The sequence below is a fragment of the Amnibacterium soli genome (assembly GCF_039544415.1).
Taxonomy (GTDB): Bacteria; Actinomycetota; Actinomycetes; order Actinomycetales; family Microbacteriaceae; genus Amnibacterium; species Amnibacterium soli.
This window is the reverse complement of sequence record NZ_BAABLP010000002.1, coordinates 564,881-578,654: the sequence shown is the minus strand read 5'-3', so window position 1 is coordinate 578,654 and position 13,774 is coordinate 564,881. Positions and strand designations below refer to the sequence as shown.

General features: G+C 73.0%; 13 protein-coding genes. 7 read left to right on the top strand and 6 right to left on the bottom strand.

Annotated features, from left to right (window positions below):
- The first annotated feature begins 78 nt into the window (after nt 1–78).
- The 4 genes from ABEA53_RS06720 (at nt 79) to ABEA53_RS06705 (ending at nt 2,536) form a co-directional block, all read left to right on the top strand.
- Nucleotides 79–1,308: a PTS transporter subunit EIIC gene (locus ABEA53_RS06720; protein ID WP_345480279.1), complete on the top strand. Its 1,230-nt coding sequence runs from the start codon at nt 79–81 to the stop codon at nt 1,306–1,308.
- A gap of 144 nt (nt 1,309–1,452) precedes the next feature.
- Entirely contained in the window at nt 1,453–1,761 is a 309-nt protein-coding gene (locus tag ABEA53_RS06715) for a PTS lactose transporter subunit IIB (RefSeq protein ID WP_345480277.1), read from the top strand.
- A 2-nt stretch (nt 1,762–1,763) separates the two neighbouring features.
- On the top strand, nt 1,764–2,222 hold the full coding sequence (locus tag ABEA53_RS06710; RefSeq protein ID WP_345480276.1) for a PTS mannitol transporter subunit IIA: 459 nt from the start codon (nt 1,764–1,766) through the stop codon (nt 2,220–2,222).
- 44 nt (nt 2,223–2,266) lie between these two features.
- Complete coding sequence (locus ABEA53_RS06705; protein ID WP_345480275.1) at nt 2,267–2,536, top strand: HPr family phosphocarrier protein; 270 nt, start codon at nt 2,267–2,269, stop codon at nt 2,534–2,536.
- A 90-nt stretch (nt 2,537–2,626) separates the two neighbouring features.
- Here ABEA53_RS06705 and ABEA53_RS06700 read toward each other — a convergent pair whose 3' ends face one another.
- Nucleotides 2,627–3,448 carry a class II glutamine amidotransferase gene (locus ABEA53_RS06700; RefSeq protein WP_345480274.1) on the bottom strand — a complete coding sequence of 274 codons (822 nt, stop codon included), beginning with the start codon at nt 3,446–3,448 and terminating at the stop codon, nt 2,627–2,629.
- A 411-nt stretch (nt 3,449–3,859) separates the two neighbouring features.
- On the opposite strand from ABEA53_RS06700, the gene rpsA reads away from it, so the two are divergent.
- A complete protein-coding gene (rpsA, locus tag ABEA53_RS06695) occupies nt 3,860–5,299 on the top strand; it encodes a 30S ribosomal protein S1 (RefSeq protein ID WP_345480273.1) in 1,440 nt (479 codons plus the stop codon).
- Between the two features lie 154 nt (nt 5,300–5,453).
- Here rpsA and ABEA53_RS06690 read toward each other — a convergent pair whose 3' ends face one another.
- The 3 genes from ABEA53_RS06690 to ABEA53_RS06680 all read right to left on the bottom strand — a co-directional run bounded on the left by ABEA53_RS06690 (nt 5,454) and on the right by ABEA53_RS06680 (nt 8,060).
- Nucleotides 5,454–6,392 carry a M56 family metallopeptidase gene (locus ABEA53_RS06690; protein WP_345480272.1) on the bottom strand — a complete coding sequence of 313 codons (939 nt, stop codon included), beginning with the start codon at nt 6,390–6,392 and terminating at the stop codon, nt 5,454–5,456.
- A 10-nt stretch (nt 6,393–6,402) separates the two neighbouring features.
- Nucleotides 6,403–6,756, bottom strand: coding sequence for a BlaI/MecI/CopY family transcriptional regulator (locus tag ABEA53_RS06685; protein ID WP_345480271.1), 354 nt, complete (start codon nt 6,754–6,756; stop codon nt 6,403–6,405).
- A 98-nt stretch (nt 6,757–6,854) separates the two neighbouring features.
- Entirely contained in the window at nt 6,855–8,060 is a 1,206-nt protein-coding gene (locus ABEA53_RS06680) for an MFS transporter (protein WP_345480270.1), read from the bottom strand.
- Between the two features lie 54 nt (nt 8,061–8,114).
- Here ABEA53_RS06680 and coaE point away from each other — a divergent pair, with 54 nt between their 5' ends.
- A complete protein-coding gene (coaE, locus tag ABEA53_RS06675; protein ID WP_345480268.1) occupies nt 8,115–8,708 on the top strand; it encodes a dephospho-CoA kinase in 594 nt (197 codons plus the stop codon).
- 7 nt (nt 8,709–8,715) lie between these two features.
- Here the strand turns inward: coaE and ABEA53_RS06670 are convergent, their stop codons facing one another.
- On the bottom strand, nt 8,716–9,615 hold the full coding sequence (locus ABEA53_RS06670) for an EamA family transporter (protein WP_345480267.1): 900 nt from the start codon (nt 9,613–9,615) through the stop codon (nt 8,716–8,718).
- A 52-nt stretch (nt 9,616–9,667) separates the two neighbouring features.
- On the opposite strand from ABEA53_RS06670, the gene uvrB reads away from it, so the two are divergent.
- The gene (gene uvrB, locus ABEA53_RS06665; RefSeq protein ID WP_345480266.1) at nt 9,668–11,734 is read left to right on the top strand and encodes an excinuclease ABC subunit UvrB; all 2,067 of its coding nucleotides are present in this window, start codon (nt 9,668–9,670) and stop codon (nt 11,732–11,734) included.
- A gap of 129 nt (nt 11,735–11,863) precedes the next feature.
- On the opposite strand, the gene ABEA53_RS06660 is transcribed toward uvrB, so the two are convergent.
- Entirely contained in the window at nt 11,864–13,717 is a 1,854-nt protein-coding gene (locus ABEA53_RS06660; protein ID WP_345480265.1) for a glycosyltransferase, read from the bottom strand.
- Nucleotides 13,718–13,774 lie beyond the last annotated feature (57 nt).

Below are 13,774 nucleotides of genomic sequence, written 5' to 3'. Positions count from 1 at the left end.
TCGGCTCGGGACGTCCGGGTCCTCGACGAACTCGCAGTATCCGACCTTCGGACTCGCTACAAAGGGGTAACAAGGACAATGTCCGCATACTCGCCGACCGTCACGGGCACAGGCCCGCGAGCGGCGGTCCAGCGCTTCGGCGCCTTCCTCGCCGGCATGATCATGCCGAACCTCGGCGCGTTCATCGCCTGGGGTCTGCTGACGGCCGTCACCATCCAGAACGGTTGGATCAACCTCATCGCCCGCGCCGTCGGCGCGGTGCCGAAGGACGGCACGGTCGCGTTCGCGGACCAGGTCAGCGTCATCGTCGGCCCGATCATCGTCTTCCTGCTGCCGATCCTGATCGGCTACACGGGCGGTCGCCTCGTCCACGGCCAGCGCGGCGCGGTCGTCGGCGCAATCGGCACCATGGGCGCCGTCGTGGCGCCGGTCGCCCTGCACCTCGCCCCCGCCGGCCTCGCGGCGCCGAAGGACATCACGGGCCTCGGCCCCAACTTCCTCGCCGGCTTCATCATGGGCCCGCTGACGGCGCTCATCCTGAAGCTCTGGGACCGCCTGGTCGACGGCAAGCTCGCCTCCGGCTTCGAGATGCTGGTGGACAACTTCTCCGCGGGCATCATCGGTGCGGCCATGGCGATCGTGGGCATCTACGTGCTCGGCCCGGTCATCATCTTCATCAACACGGTGCTCGGCAACGTCGTCGACTTCCTCGTGGAGACGGGTCTGCTGCCCCTCGCATCGATCATCGTCGAGCCGGCGAAGGTGCTGTTCCTGAACAACGCGATCGGCAACGGCGTGCTCGTGCCGCTCGGCACCCAGCAGGCGCAGGGCGGCGGCACGTCGATCCTGTTCATGATCGAGTCGAACCCCGGCCCCGGCCTCGGCATCCTGACCGCGATGCTGCTCTTCGGCCCCCGCGCCGTGCGTCCGACGGTGCCCTCCGCGATGATCGTCCACTTCCTGGGCGGCATCCACGAGATCTACTTCCCGTACGTGCTGATGAAGCCGATCCTCGTCATCGCGGCGATCGTCGGCGGCGCCGCGGGCGTGCTCTCGTTCGTCCTGCTCGGCGGCGGCCTCATCGCCCCCGCCTCGCCGGGGTCGATCATCGCCTACATCCTCGTGTCGGCCCCCGGCACGATCCTCGCGAACCTCGTCGGCGTGATCATCGCGGCGATCGTCGCGGCCCTGGTCGGCTCCCTCCTGCTCGGCTTCGGCCGCAGCGAGAAGGTCGCCATGGACCTCGACGAGGCGAACGCCCGCAACGCGCAGAACAAGGGCCGCAAGACGGCCGTCGCCGGCGCGTAACCGGTCGCAGCACACGGTCAGGGCGGGGGCATTGCTCCCGCCCTGATCGCGTTGCAGGACAGTGCGGATGCTGGAGCAGGACGGGTCCTGTTCCAGGACAGTGCAGATAAGGTCGGCGACGACCGGAGCGAAGGAGCAGAACCGATGACCACCGTCGATGGGTCCAGCATCAAGAAGCTGATCGTGGCGTGCGACGCCGGCATGGGCAGCAGCGTCATGCTGGCCGGTCAGCTGAAGAAGCAGTTGAAGAAGAGCGGCGTCGTGGTCGAGCACTCGCCCGTCGCGCACATCCCGCAGGACGCGGACATCGTCGTCACGCAGGCCGGACTCGCGGACCGCGCGCAGGGCGTCGTCCCGAACGTCCCTGTCGTCCCGTTCCAGCTCTTCCTGGGCGACCCCAAGGTCGCCAAGATCGTCAAGGCGATCCAGGACGGCACGACGGTCGAGGTCTGACCATGGCCGACACCGCACTCACCTCCCTCCTCGCGGAGGAGTCCATCCAGCTCGACCGCACGGCGGTCGACCGCTTCGACGCGGTCCGCCAGTGCGGCGCCGCGCTCGTCGCCGCCGGCGCGGTCGACGAGTCCTACGTCGACGCGATGATCCAGCGCGAGAACACCGTGTCGACGTTCGTCGGCGAGGGCGTCGCGATCCCGCACGGCACGCTCGCGGGCAAGGAGTCGGTGAAGCGCGACGCGCTCGTCGTCCTCCGCTTCCCCGAGGGCGTCGACTGGGAGGGCAACGCCGTCTCGGTCTGCGTCGGCATCGCCGCGGCCGGCGGCGGGCACATCGCCCTGCTGTCGCAGCTCGCGGAGATCCTGCTCGACCCGGCGAAGGCCGAGCAGCTGCGCACGGCGACGAGCTCCGAGCAGGTCTACGCCCTGCTCACGCCCTCCGACGACGACGACGACTGACCCCTACGAACCGGGCGTCCGCCCGTCCCTGATGAAGGAGCACCATGCCTGAACGCACCGTATCCATCGCGTCGAGCGTCGGCCTCCACGCCCGGCCCGCGTCCCTGTTCAGCCAGGCGGCGGCGAAGGCCGGCGTGCCGGTGACGCTGACGACCAAGGCCGGCAAGAGCGTCAATGCCGCCAGCATCCTCGGCATCCTGTCGCTGGGGATCGGTCACGGCGAGGAGGTCGTCCTCAAGGCCGAGGGCGACGGCGCCGACGCCGCGCTCGACTCGCTGGTCGAGCTGCTGTCGACGGACCTCGACAAGGAGTAGCCGCACCGCGCGGCCGGACCGCCGAGCAGGGCCCCGACGACCGACCGGTCGCCGGGGCCCTGCTCGTCCACCGGGCGGTCGCGCTCGGGATCAGGCGACCAGGGCGCGCGGCGCGGCCGCGTCGAGCGGCACGGTCTCCAGCGCGAGCGTCGCCAGGTCGACCCGGGTGACCGTCTCCGCGGGCAGCGGGTCCCAGCCGGTGATGTCGAGGCCGCTGGAGGCGAAGAGGATCGAGCCGTCCTCGCCGCGGCGGGTGCGCATCAGGTAGTAGGCGTCCACGTGGTGGCGGGGCAGGCGCTCGACGGGGATCCCGCTCGCGGCGAAGACGCCGTGGGGGATCGGCACGTCCTGGCTCGCGTGCACCGCGAACAGCTCGGTGCCGCTGAGCAGCAGGGCGTTCAGGCTCCGGTGCGGGTAGGCCCGCCGCAGCGCGGCGACGGTGTCGACGAGCGCGTCGAACACGCTCGCACCGCGGGCGACCAGCGTGCGCACGGCCGCGAAGTACCGCTCGCTGTCGGTGGTGCCCTCGAGGGAGGCGAGCTGCTCCTGGCCGATCAGCCGCTCGATGGGGCCGGCGGGCTCGAGCGAGCCGTTGTGCGCGAAGGCCATGCCGTCGGCGACGAACGGGTGGGTGTTCTCCGTCGAGCAGGCGAGCCCCATGGTCGCGAGCCGGAGGTGGACGATGCGGGCGGTCGACGCCTCCTCGGCGAGCGTGTGCTCGAGCCGGGCGTCGCCCGTGGCCGTCGTGGCGCGCACGTGGCGCTGCACGCGGCCGGCGCCGTCGCGCCAGGCGGTGCCCCAGCCGTCGCGGTGCAGCTGCGCCATGTCGGTGAACACCTGGCGCTGGCCGCTGCCGAGCACGGTCTCGAGCGTGGCGGGGGCGGGTGAGGCCGAACCGAGCAGACGGCACATGTCGAGCCTCCGGAGCGCGTCGGGGTGGACCAGCGACCCCCTTGACGCCGGCGAGCTTGTCCCGCCCACGGTACGCCGCGCCCCGTGACGGGCGTGTAACGGCGCGCAATACGCGAGCGGCCGTGCACGGGCGGCCTGCGGCGCTGCACGCGATGCGCCTCCCGAACGGGGGCTCGGCGACCTGGTGGTGCGCCCGGGGTCCGGGAAGCGGGGCGGTGACCGCGGGGACGTTTGCGGCTAGACTGGGGGATCGCGCCCGCGGCATCCGTCGCCGGTCGTGAACAGGTCGCGGGACGGGTTCCGTCGTGCCGCTCCTGACGGGCGAGGACTCGTCCGCCACAACTCCATCCGCATGCCCGCGGCGAGGCTCCGGCACGTCGTGGCCAGACACGAAACCACCACACCATCTCTATGACTCTCACACCGACCGCATCGGCCCCCAAGCAGGTCGCGATCAACGACATCGGCTCTGCAGAGGACTTCCTGGCCGCGGTCGAGAAGACCCTGAAGTTCTTCAACGACGGAGACCTCATCGAGGGCACCGTCGTGAAGATCGACCGCGACGAGGTCCTCCTCGACGTCGGCTACAAGACCGAGGGCGTCATCCCCTCGCGCGAGCTCTCGATCAAGCACGACGTCGACCCCAACGAGGTCGTCGCCGTCGGCGACAACGTCGAGGCCCTGGTCCTCCAGAAGGAGGACAAGGAGGGTCGCCTGATCCTCTCCAAGAAGCGCGCGCAGTACGAGCGCGCCTGGGGCGACGTGGAGCGCATCAAGGAGGAGGACGGCGTCGTCACCGGCACCGTCATCGAGGTCGTCAAGGGCGGCCTCATCGTCGACATCGGCCTCCGCGGCTTCCTGCCGGCCTCGCTCATCGAGCTGCGCCGCGTCCGCGACCTCACGCCGTACCTCGGTCAGAGCATCGAGGCGAAGATCCTCGAGCTCGACAAGAACCGCAACAACGTGGTCCTCTCCCGCCGCGCCCTGCTCGAGCAGACGCAGTCCGAGTCGCGCACCACGTTCCTCAACAACCTCAACAAGGGCCAGGTCCGCAAGGGCACGGTGTCCTCGATCGTCAACTTCGGCGCGTTCGTCGACCTGGGCGGCGTGGACGGGCTCGTGCACGTCTCCGAGCTCTCGTGGAAGCACATCGAGCACGCGAGCGAGGTCGTCGAGGTGGGCCAGGAGGTCACCGTCGAGGTGCTCGAGGTCGACCTCGAGCGCGAGCGCGTCTCCCTGTCGCTGAAGGCGACGCAGGAGGACCCGTGGCAGGTCTTCGCCCGCACCCACGCGATCGGTCAGGTCGCGCCGGGCAAGGTCACGAAGCTCGTGCCGTTCGGTGCGTTCGTCCGCGTCGCGGACGGCATCGAGGGTCTCGTCCACATCTCCGAGCTGTCGGCCCGCCACGTCGAGCTCGCCGAGCAGGTCGTGTCGGTCAACGAGGAGGTCTTCGTCAAGATCATCGACATCGACCTCGAGCGTCGCCGCATCTCCCTCTCGCTGAAGCAGGCGAACGAGGACGTGGACCCCGAGGGCACCGAGTTCGACCCGGCGCTCTACGGCATGCTCACCGAGTACGACGAGCAGGGGAACTACAAGTACCCCGAGGGCTTCGACCCGGAGACCAACGAGTGGCGCGAGGGCTTCGAGGAGCAGCGCGACAAGTGGGAGCAGGAGTACGCCGCGGCCCAGGCCCGCTGGGAGGCGCACAAGGCGCAGATCCAGAAGCAGCTCGCCGACGAGGCGACCGCTGCTGCGGAGAACACCTTCTCCAGCGACTCCACGTCGGGCGGCGCGCTGGCCGACGACGAGGCGCTGGCCGCGCTGCGCGAGCGGCTCGCCAGCCGCTGAGCCGGCATTGATCGGCCCGAAGGGCGGTTCCTCCTCACGGAGGAGCCGCCCTTCGGCGTTCCCGGCCCCGCCGCTCGTCCGCGATCGACCACCTGTCCCTGATCCGACGTCGCGCAGCGTGGGGTCAGGGACGGGGCGTCGATCGCGGGGCGGGTCAGCCGGCGAGGGCGGGGAGCGCGAGCAGCACCGGCGGGACCACGACCAGGGCCACCGATGCGACCGGGACGAGGACCCGCACGGCGGAGGGCGCCGGCGCGGGGTGCACCAGCCGGCGCACGCGGCGCTCCACCGAGGCGGAGTCGGCAGCGGGCGCGTCGTCGAGGGCCTCGGCGTCGCCGCCTCCGGTGCCCGTGGCGACCGCGGTGATGGCGCGGGCGAGCACCGGGTCGGGCACGTGCCGGCGGGCGTGGTCGTCGGCGAGCATCTCGGTGAGCAGGCCGACCGCGCGCTGCGCACGGCTCGCCACCGGGAACCACGGGAGCGCGATCCGCCAGGCCCGGAAGGCGACCAGCACCAGCGCGTGGTGCTGCTGGAGGTGGGCGCGCTCGTGCTCGACGACGCCCTCCACCTCCTGCGGGCTCAGCAGGTCGAGCAGCCCGGCCGACAGGACGGTGAGGCTGCGCGCGGTGCCGGGCAGGCAGTAGGCGAGGGGGGCCGCCGCGTCGAGCAGCCGGGTGCGGGGCGCCTCCGGCATCGGCGCGCTGAGCAGCAGCAGGAGGCTGCGGTGCCGCGCGCGCTGGCGCTGCGTGCGCACGATCGTGAACACGAGGTTGACGATCAGGTGCGCGCCGAGCAGCACGCCCGCGGCCAGCGCGAGCGTCGAGGCGTAGGTGGTCCCGGGCGGCAGCACGCCCCGGGCGACGTCGTCGCCCAGCACCCGGAGGGCGGCGACGACGTGGTCGCCGTACGGGGCGAGCCCCGCGACGAGCAGCGAGCCGAGCAGGGACAGCACGCCGCCCAGCGCGATCGCCTGCCAGAGCAGCAGGGCGGTGCCGGGTGCGCGGTCGGGCCATGCGCTGCGGGCGACCGCGAGCGGCACCGGCCAGGCGAGCAGGACCGCGAGGAGGGCGAGCAGCGCCGCCGCGAGGATCATCCGCGGGGGTTCAGAGTCCGAGCAGGCGCTTCAGGGCGGCCGTCTCGTCCGCCGAGGCCCGGCCGACGAAGCGGGCCAGCGCCTCCGTGCGGTCGCCCGCGGCGCCGAGCGCGTCGTGCATGACCTCCGCGACGTAGTCCTCGCGGGCGTGGACCGGCGCGTATGTGGCCGGCCGGAGGGAGCGGTCGCGGGCGACGAAGCCCTTCTTCTCCAGCCGGCTGAGCACGGTCATCACCGTCGTGAGGGCCAGGCCGCGCTCACCGCCGGTCGCGAGGAGCTCGCGGAGCGCGGCGGGCGTGAGCGGCTCCGCGGCGTCCCAGAGCTGCTCCAGGGCGCTGCGTTCGAGCTCGCCGAGCGACTGCATGCGGACCTCCGGGACTACGCGGTGTAGAAATCATCCCACGGCGGACCTCGTCCGCGCGCCTGTCGCGTGCTCCCGCCGCGCCCGGTGACCGGCGCGGGTCAGGCCGGGGCCCGCACCTCCCGCACGAGGAGGCAGGCGAGCAGCGCGGCACCGCCCACCGCACCGGCGACGATCATCGAGGGGCGCACGCCGATCGCCCCCGCGAGGGGTGCGGCGAGCAGCTGGCCGAGCGGGATCGCGACGAAGGAGCCGAGCAGGTCGTAGGAGGACACGCGGGCCAGCAGCTCGGCCGGCACCCGCTGCTGCATCGTCGTCTGCCAGAGGACCTCGAACACCTCCGCCCCGATGCCGGCGACGAGGAACACGACCACCAGCACCGCGGTCACCGGTGCGACGCCGAGGGCGAGCGCGAGCAGCGGGAACGGCACCGTGCAGAGCATCCCGACCAGCAGCGGGCGCCGGGGGTGCAGGCGCAGCGCGACGAGGCCGCCGAGCACGAGCCCGGCGGGCAGCGCCGCCTGCACCAGGCCCCAGGCGGGACGCCCGATCGTCGAGTCGGCGTGGACCGGGCCGAGCACCAGCACCGCGCAGGCGTAGCAGCAGTTCGAGAGCGTGAAGGCGGCGACGACCGTCCACAGCCAGCGTCGCGTGCGGAACGCGGTCCACCCCTCCGCGAGGTCCTGCACGAACGAGGAGGCCTGCTCGCGGTCCGGTGCCGGCGCACGGAGTCCCGCCCAGGCCGCCGCGGCGAGCAGGAAGGTGACGCCGTCGACCGCCACCGCGGCCGCCGAGCCCGCGAACGCGACCACCAGGCCCGCGACCGCGGTGCCGAGCAGGCTCGTCAGGTTGCCGCTGATGCGGGCGAGCGCGTTCCCCGGCTGCAGCAGGGGCGCGGGCAGCGTCTGCGGCACCAGCGCGGTCGCGAGGGGCTGCGACACGGCGCTCGCCGCACCGTTCAGAGCGGCGAGCAGCGCGAGCAGCCAGACCAGGTCGAGCCGCGCCGCCACGATCGCCGCGGCGCCGAGCTGAGCGGCACCGCTCAGCACCGAGCTGCCGCTCAGCAGCAGCCCGCGCGGCAGGCGGTCCGCGAGCACCCCGCCGACGAGCAGCAGCGCCACGTTGGTGATCGAGCGGGCGGCGACGACGACGCCGAGCTGGGCGATCGACCCCGTCAGGTCCAGCACCGCGAACGCGAGCGCCACCCCGGCGAGGCCGTTGCCGAAGCGGCTGATGGCGGTCCCGGTGACCAGCCGCCGGAAGCCCGGCTCCCGCAGCGGTGCGAGGGAGGAGGGCAGGACCGTCACGGGGCACCATCCTGGCGGTCGCGGCGGACGGGGGCCGCGTCCTACGCTCGGCGCATGCCCCTGATCGCCCTGACCGGCGGGATCGCCTCCGGCAAGTCCACGATCGCCGCACGGCTCGGCGAGCTCGGCGCCGTCGTGGTCGACGCCGACGCCCTCGCCCGCGCGGTCGTCGAACCGGGGGAGCCCGCCCTCGAGGCGGTGCGCGGCGCTTTCGGAGACGACGTGATCCGCGCCGACGGGTCGCTCGACCGGCCGGCCCTCGGCCGCATCGTGTTCGCCGACCCCCGGCGGCGGCAGGTGTTGAACGGCATCGTGCACCCTGCCGTGCTGCACCGCTCCCACGCGGCGTTCCGCGCCGCGTTCGAGCGGGACCCCGCCGCGGTCGTCGTCTACGACGTGCCGCTGATCGACGCCCGGGGCGTCGGCGAGTTCGACCGCATCGTCGTCGCGGACGCGCCCGCGGACGTGCGGATCGACCGGCTCGTCCGCCTCCGCGGCATGTCGGAGGAGGACGCCCGCGCCCGCGTCGACGCGCAGCTGTCCGACGAGGAGCGCCGCGCGCTCGCCTCCGACCTGATCGACTCGAGCGGCACGCTCGACGCCACGCTCGCGCAGGTCGACGCGCTCTGGGCCCGCCTGCGCGGCTGAGCCCGGTTCAGCGCCGGCGCCGCGTCGCGAGCACGGCGAGCACGTTCGCCGCGCAGACCGCCGCGACGCCCGCGACCTGCACCGCGCCGAGCACCTGGCCGAGCACGAGCAGGCCGAAGACGGCCGCGGCCACGGGGTGCAGGCTCTGCAGCATCCCGAACAGCGACCTCGGCATGCGGCGCAGCACGAGCAGGTCGACGGAGTAGGGGAGCGCGCTCGACAGCACCCCGGTCACGACGCCGAGCAGCAGCACGTGCGGCAGCGCCTCCCGCGGCACCGCGAGCAGCAGCACGACGAGCACCGGCAGGGTGAGCACCGTGCCGGTCAGCCCGGCGACGGCCGTGCCGGTGACGCCGGGGAGCGCCCCGGCGCGCTGGTTGAGCAGGATGTACGCCGCCCAGAGCACCGCGGCGGCCCCGCCGAAGGCCAGCCCGACGGCATCGGTCCGGGCGCCCGTGAGCGGGTCCGTGATCAGCACGACGCCGGCGAGGGCGAGCGCCGCGCAGCCGATCCGCGCAGCCGTCGCCCGCCCCGATGTCCGGCCGGCGCCGAGCAGGGCGATCGCGAGCGGGCCGAGGAACTCGACCGTCACCCCGAGCCCCAGGCCGATGCGCTGCACCGCGGAGTAGAGCGAGAAGTTCATGCCGACGAGCACGACCCCGAGCAGGACGGCGGGTGTCAGGCGCCGCGCGCCGAGGCGCAGCAGAGGCGGCCGGGCGATCGCGAGCAGGGTGATCGCGGACACGACCTGCCGCATGCCGGTGACGCCGAAGGGGCCGATCAGCGGGAAGAGCGTCGCCCCGAAGGCGGCGCCGGCCTGCACGGAGGAGGCGCTCAGCGCGACGGCGGCGATCGGGCCGACCTCGTCACCGCGGTGCGCGCCCGCGGTCCCCTCCGCAGCACGCACGCCAGCAGCGTACGGGCGCAGCGGTGTCGGACCCCGGACGTACCGTTGTGCCATGCGACCCACGCGTGCAGTCCGCCCGTTCCAGGTGGTCAGCGAGTACACGCCGAGCGGTGACCAGCCGACGGCCATCGCCGAGCTCGCCCAGCGGGTGAAGGCCGGCGAGCCCGACATCGTCCTGCTCGGCGCCACCGGCACCGGCAAGTCCGCCACGACGGCCTGGCTCATCGAGCAGGTCCAGCGTCCCACCCTGGTCCTGGCCCACAACAAGACCCTCGCGGCCCAGCTGGCGAACGAGTTCCGCGAGCTGATGCCGAACAACGCGGTCGAGTACTTCGTGTCGTACTACGACTACTACCAGCCCGAGGCCTACGTGCCGCAGACGGACACCTTCATCGAGAAGGACTCGTCCATCAACGCGGAGGTCGAGCGGCTGCGGCACTCCACCACGAACTCGCTGCTCAGCCGGCGCGACGTCATCGTGGTCTCCACGGTGTCGTGCATCTACGGCCTCGGCGCTGCGGAGGAGTACCTGGAGGCGATGGTCGCGCTGCAGGTGGGGCAGCGGATCAGCCGTGACGCCCTCGTGCGCGGCTTCATCGCGATGCAGTACCAGCGGAATGACATCGACTTCTCACGCGGGCGCTTCCGCGTGCGCGGCGACACGATCGAGATCATCCCGGTGTACGAGGAGCACGCGGTCCGCATCGAGATGTTCGGCGACGAGGTGGAGGCGCTGTACTCCCTCCACCCGCTCACCGGTGAGGTGCTGTCGAAGCTCGACGCCGTCTCGATCTTCCCCGCGACGCACTACGCCGCCAGCCCGGCGACGATGCAGCGCGCGATGGGCACGATCCGGAACGAGCTCGACGACCGCCTCGGCGTGCTGAAGCGCGAGAGCAAGCTCCTCGAGGAGCAGCGTCTGCGCATGCGCACCGGCTTCGACCTCGAGATGATGGAGCAGATCGGCTTCTGCAACGGCATCGAGAACTACTCGCGCCACATCGACGGCCGCATGCCGGGCGAGGCGCCGCACTGCCTGCTCGACTACTTCCCCGACGACTTCCTCACCGTCATCGACGAGTCCCACGTGACCGTGCCGCAGATCGGCGCGATGTACGAGGGCGACGCGTCCCGCAAGCGCGTGCTCGTCGAGCACGGCTTCCGCCTGCCGTCGGCGATGGACAACCGCCCGCTGACGTGGGAGGAGTTCTCCGACCGCGTCGGGCAGACCGTCTACCTCTCCGCCACCCCCGGTCGCTACGAGCTCGGCATGGCCGACGGCGTCGTCGAGCAGATCATCCGCCCGACCGGCCTGATCGACCCCGAGATAGTCATCAAGCCCTCGAAGGGCCGGGTCGACGACCTGCTCGAGGAGATCCGCGTCCGCGCGGAGAGGAACGAGCGCGTGCTCGTCACGACGCTGACGAAGAAGAGCGCCGAGGACCTCACCGACTTCCTCGGCGAGGCCGGCGTCCGCGTGCGCTACCTGCACGCCGACGTCGACACCCTGCGCCGCGTCGAGCTGCTCACCGAGCTGCGGCAGGGCGTCTACGACGTCCTCATCGGCATCAACCTGCTGCGGGAGGGCCTCGACCTGCCCGAGGTGTCGCTCGTCGCGATCCTCGACGCCGACAAGGAGGGCTTCCTCCGCTCGTCGACGTCGCTGATCCAGACGATCGGCCGCGCCGCCCGCAACGTGTCCGGTCAGGTGCACATGTACGCGGACACCATCACCGACTCGATGGCGCGCGCGATCGACGAGACGAACCGGCGTCGCGAGAAGCAGGTCGCCTACAACACCGAGCACGGCATCGACCCGCAGCCGCTGCGGAAGAAGATCGCCGACATCACGGACCAGCTCGTCCGCGAGGCGGCGGACACCGCCAAGATGCTGTCGAAGGACGGGGGCGGGAAGAAGGCCCCGGTGCCGAACCTCCGCCGCGAGGGCCTGGCCGCCAACGGCGCCGCCGAGCTGGAGAGCATCATCGCGGACCTCAACACCCAGATGCTGCAGGCGGCGAACGAGCTGAAGTTCGAGCTCGCCGGACGCCTCCGCGACGAGCTCTCCGAGTTGAAGGGCGAGCTCCGCCAGATGTCGAAGGCCGGGCACATCGTCTGACGGCTCTCGATCCGCGAGCGGATCGAGAGCCGAGCCGCGGTGCGCGACGGCCGCCTGTGACATGACCGCGCCGCGCGGCGGCCGGGCACGGAGCGGGTCGCGTCCCGCGGCTGCGCCCGTCCGCCGCGCCTAGTCCGCGCGGCTGAAGCGGCGCCGCCAGGCGCTCGGGCTCACCAGGTCCTGCGCGGCCGCCTCGTAGCGGGCGGCGGTGCGGCGCCAGCGCACGACCAGGCGGAGGTGCAGCAGCAGCGCCTCCCGCAGGCCCCGCAGCAGCGCGCGCCGGTCGGTGGCGAACAGGAACAGCGCCTCGCCGTCCGCGGTCGGCGCGAAGATCCGGCCGTGACGCGCCAGCACCCACCAGTCGGCGCGGGCGGCGCGCGTCGCGGTGCGGCCAGGACCCGTCAGCAGCTGCCGCACGGTCATGACGACCGCCCACACCGGCAGCAGCCCGCCCGACGGCGCGGTCGACGGGGACCGGACGACGCGGGCCGAGCCCGCGGCGTCGGCGGGGAGGCGGGTGAGGGCGGGCTCCGCGGCCGCGATCGCACGGGCGCGCTGCAGGTCGTCCCGCCGCTCGAGCGCTCGCGGACCGGCCAGCGCGGCGCGGATGCCGGCGTGCCGCAGCCGGGCCGCCGGGTACTGCTTCGCGAGCAGCTGCTTCACGTCGAGCGCGAGGCTGTGGCCCGCCACGCGCACGGGGTCCCCGCCGTGCAGCATCGCGACGACGATGCGGTTGCGGGCGTGGAAGAACGCCTGCCACTCCACGGAGTCGTCCTTCGTCCGGAACGCGACGTGCCAGACCGCCGCGCTCGGCAGGCTCACCGTGGGCACCCCCGCCTGCTTCGCGCGCAGGCTGTACTCGGCGTCGTCCCACTTGAGGAACAGCGGCAGCACGAGCCCGATCCGCCGCACCGCCTCCAGCGGGAACTGGCACATCCACCAGCCGTTGTAGTCGGCCTCGCGACGCTCGTGCAGCCACGGCGCGTCCGGCACGGCGACCGCGGCGTGGTCGTGGGTCGAGGTGCGCTCGTCGGCGGGACCCCACCAGAAGACGCCGGGGACGACGCGCTCCGCGGCGGCCTGCACGACGCCCGGGTCGCCGAGGTCGAGCATCTGGCCGCCGACGATCGTCGGCCGCGTCGTGAGCCGGCCGAACGCAAGGGAGCGCAGCAGCGACGCCGGCTCGACCTCGATGTCGTCGTCGAGGAACACGACGACCTGCGCGCCCTCCTCCTCGGTCGCCTCCTGGAGGATGCGCGAGTAGCCGCCGGACCCGCCGAGGTTCGCCTGCCGCAGCAGCCGCAGGACGCCCTCCAGCGCCGTGGCGGCCTCGCCGACGGCGGGGTCCTCGGCGACGGGGGAGCGGCCCTGGTCGACGACGACGATCCGCAGCACCTGCCGCAGCAGGTCGGGGGCGGAGGCGAAGCGCCGCAGGTTCGCGGCGACGAACGGGCCGCGGTCCACGGTGGGCATGCCGAGCACGGCCCGGCCGCCGCGGACCGGCGCGACGTCGACCGACCAGGTGCCGGAGCGGACCTCGACCTCCGCTGCGGCGGCGGCGACCTCGAACCAGAGCACCCCGCCCGACGGCTCGCCGAGGGCGAGCTCCAGGTCGAAGGCCCCGTCGTCCCCGACGGCGTGCCGCTGCTCGTCGACCCGGGCACCGCGGGCGTCGGACCGCACCACGCTCACGACGGCCGGACCGCTGAGGCGCAGGGAGAGCAGCGCGCGGGTCGCGGTGGTGGCGTGGCGCCAGACCGCGGCGGGGAACGCGTTGAAGTAGGCGCCGAACGACGCCGAGGCTCCCGCGGGCACGTGGAGGCGGGCGCGGACGCCGGAGGGGGTGGGGGCCGCGTCGCCGAAGCGGGCGCCGCGGGCGTACAGCGCATCGGCCGACACCCCGCCGTCCAGCGGCCCGATCACGTCCTGCACGGGGGTCCAGACGATTCCGGTCGGGTCCTCGTGCTGGTGGTGAGCGGCCATCCCGCCAAGCTTAGGCAGGGCGCCCGCCCGAGCGACCGACCGCTGGATACACTCGGC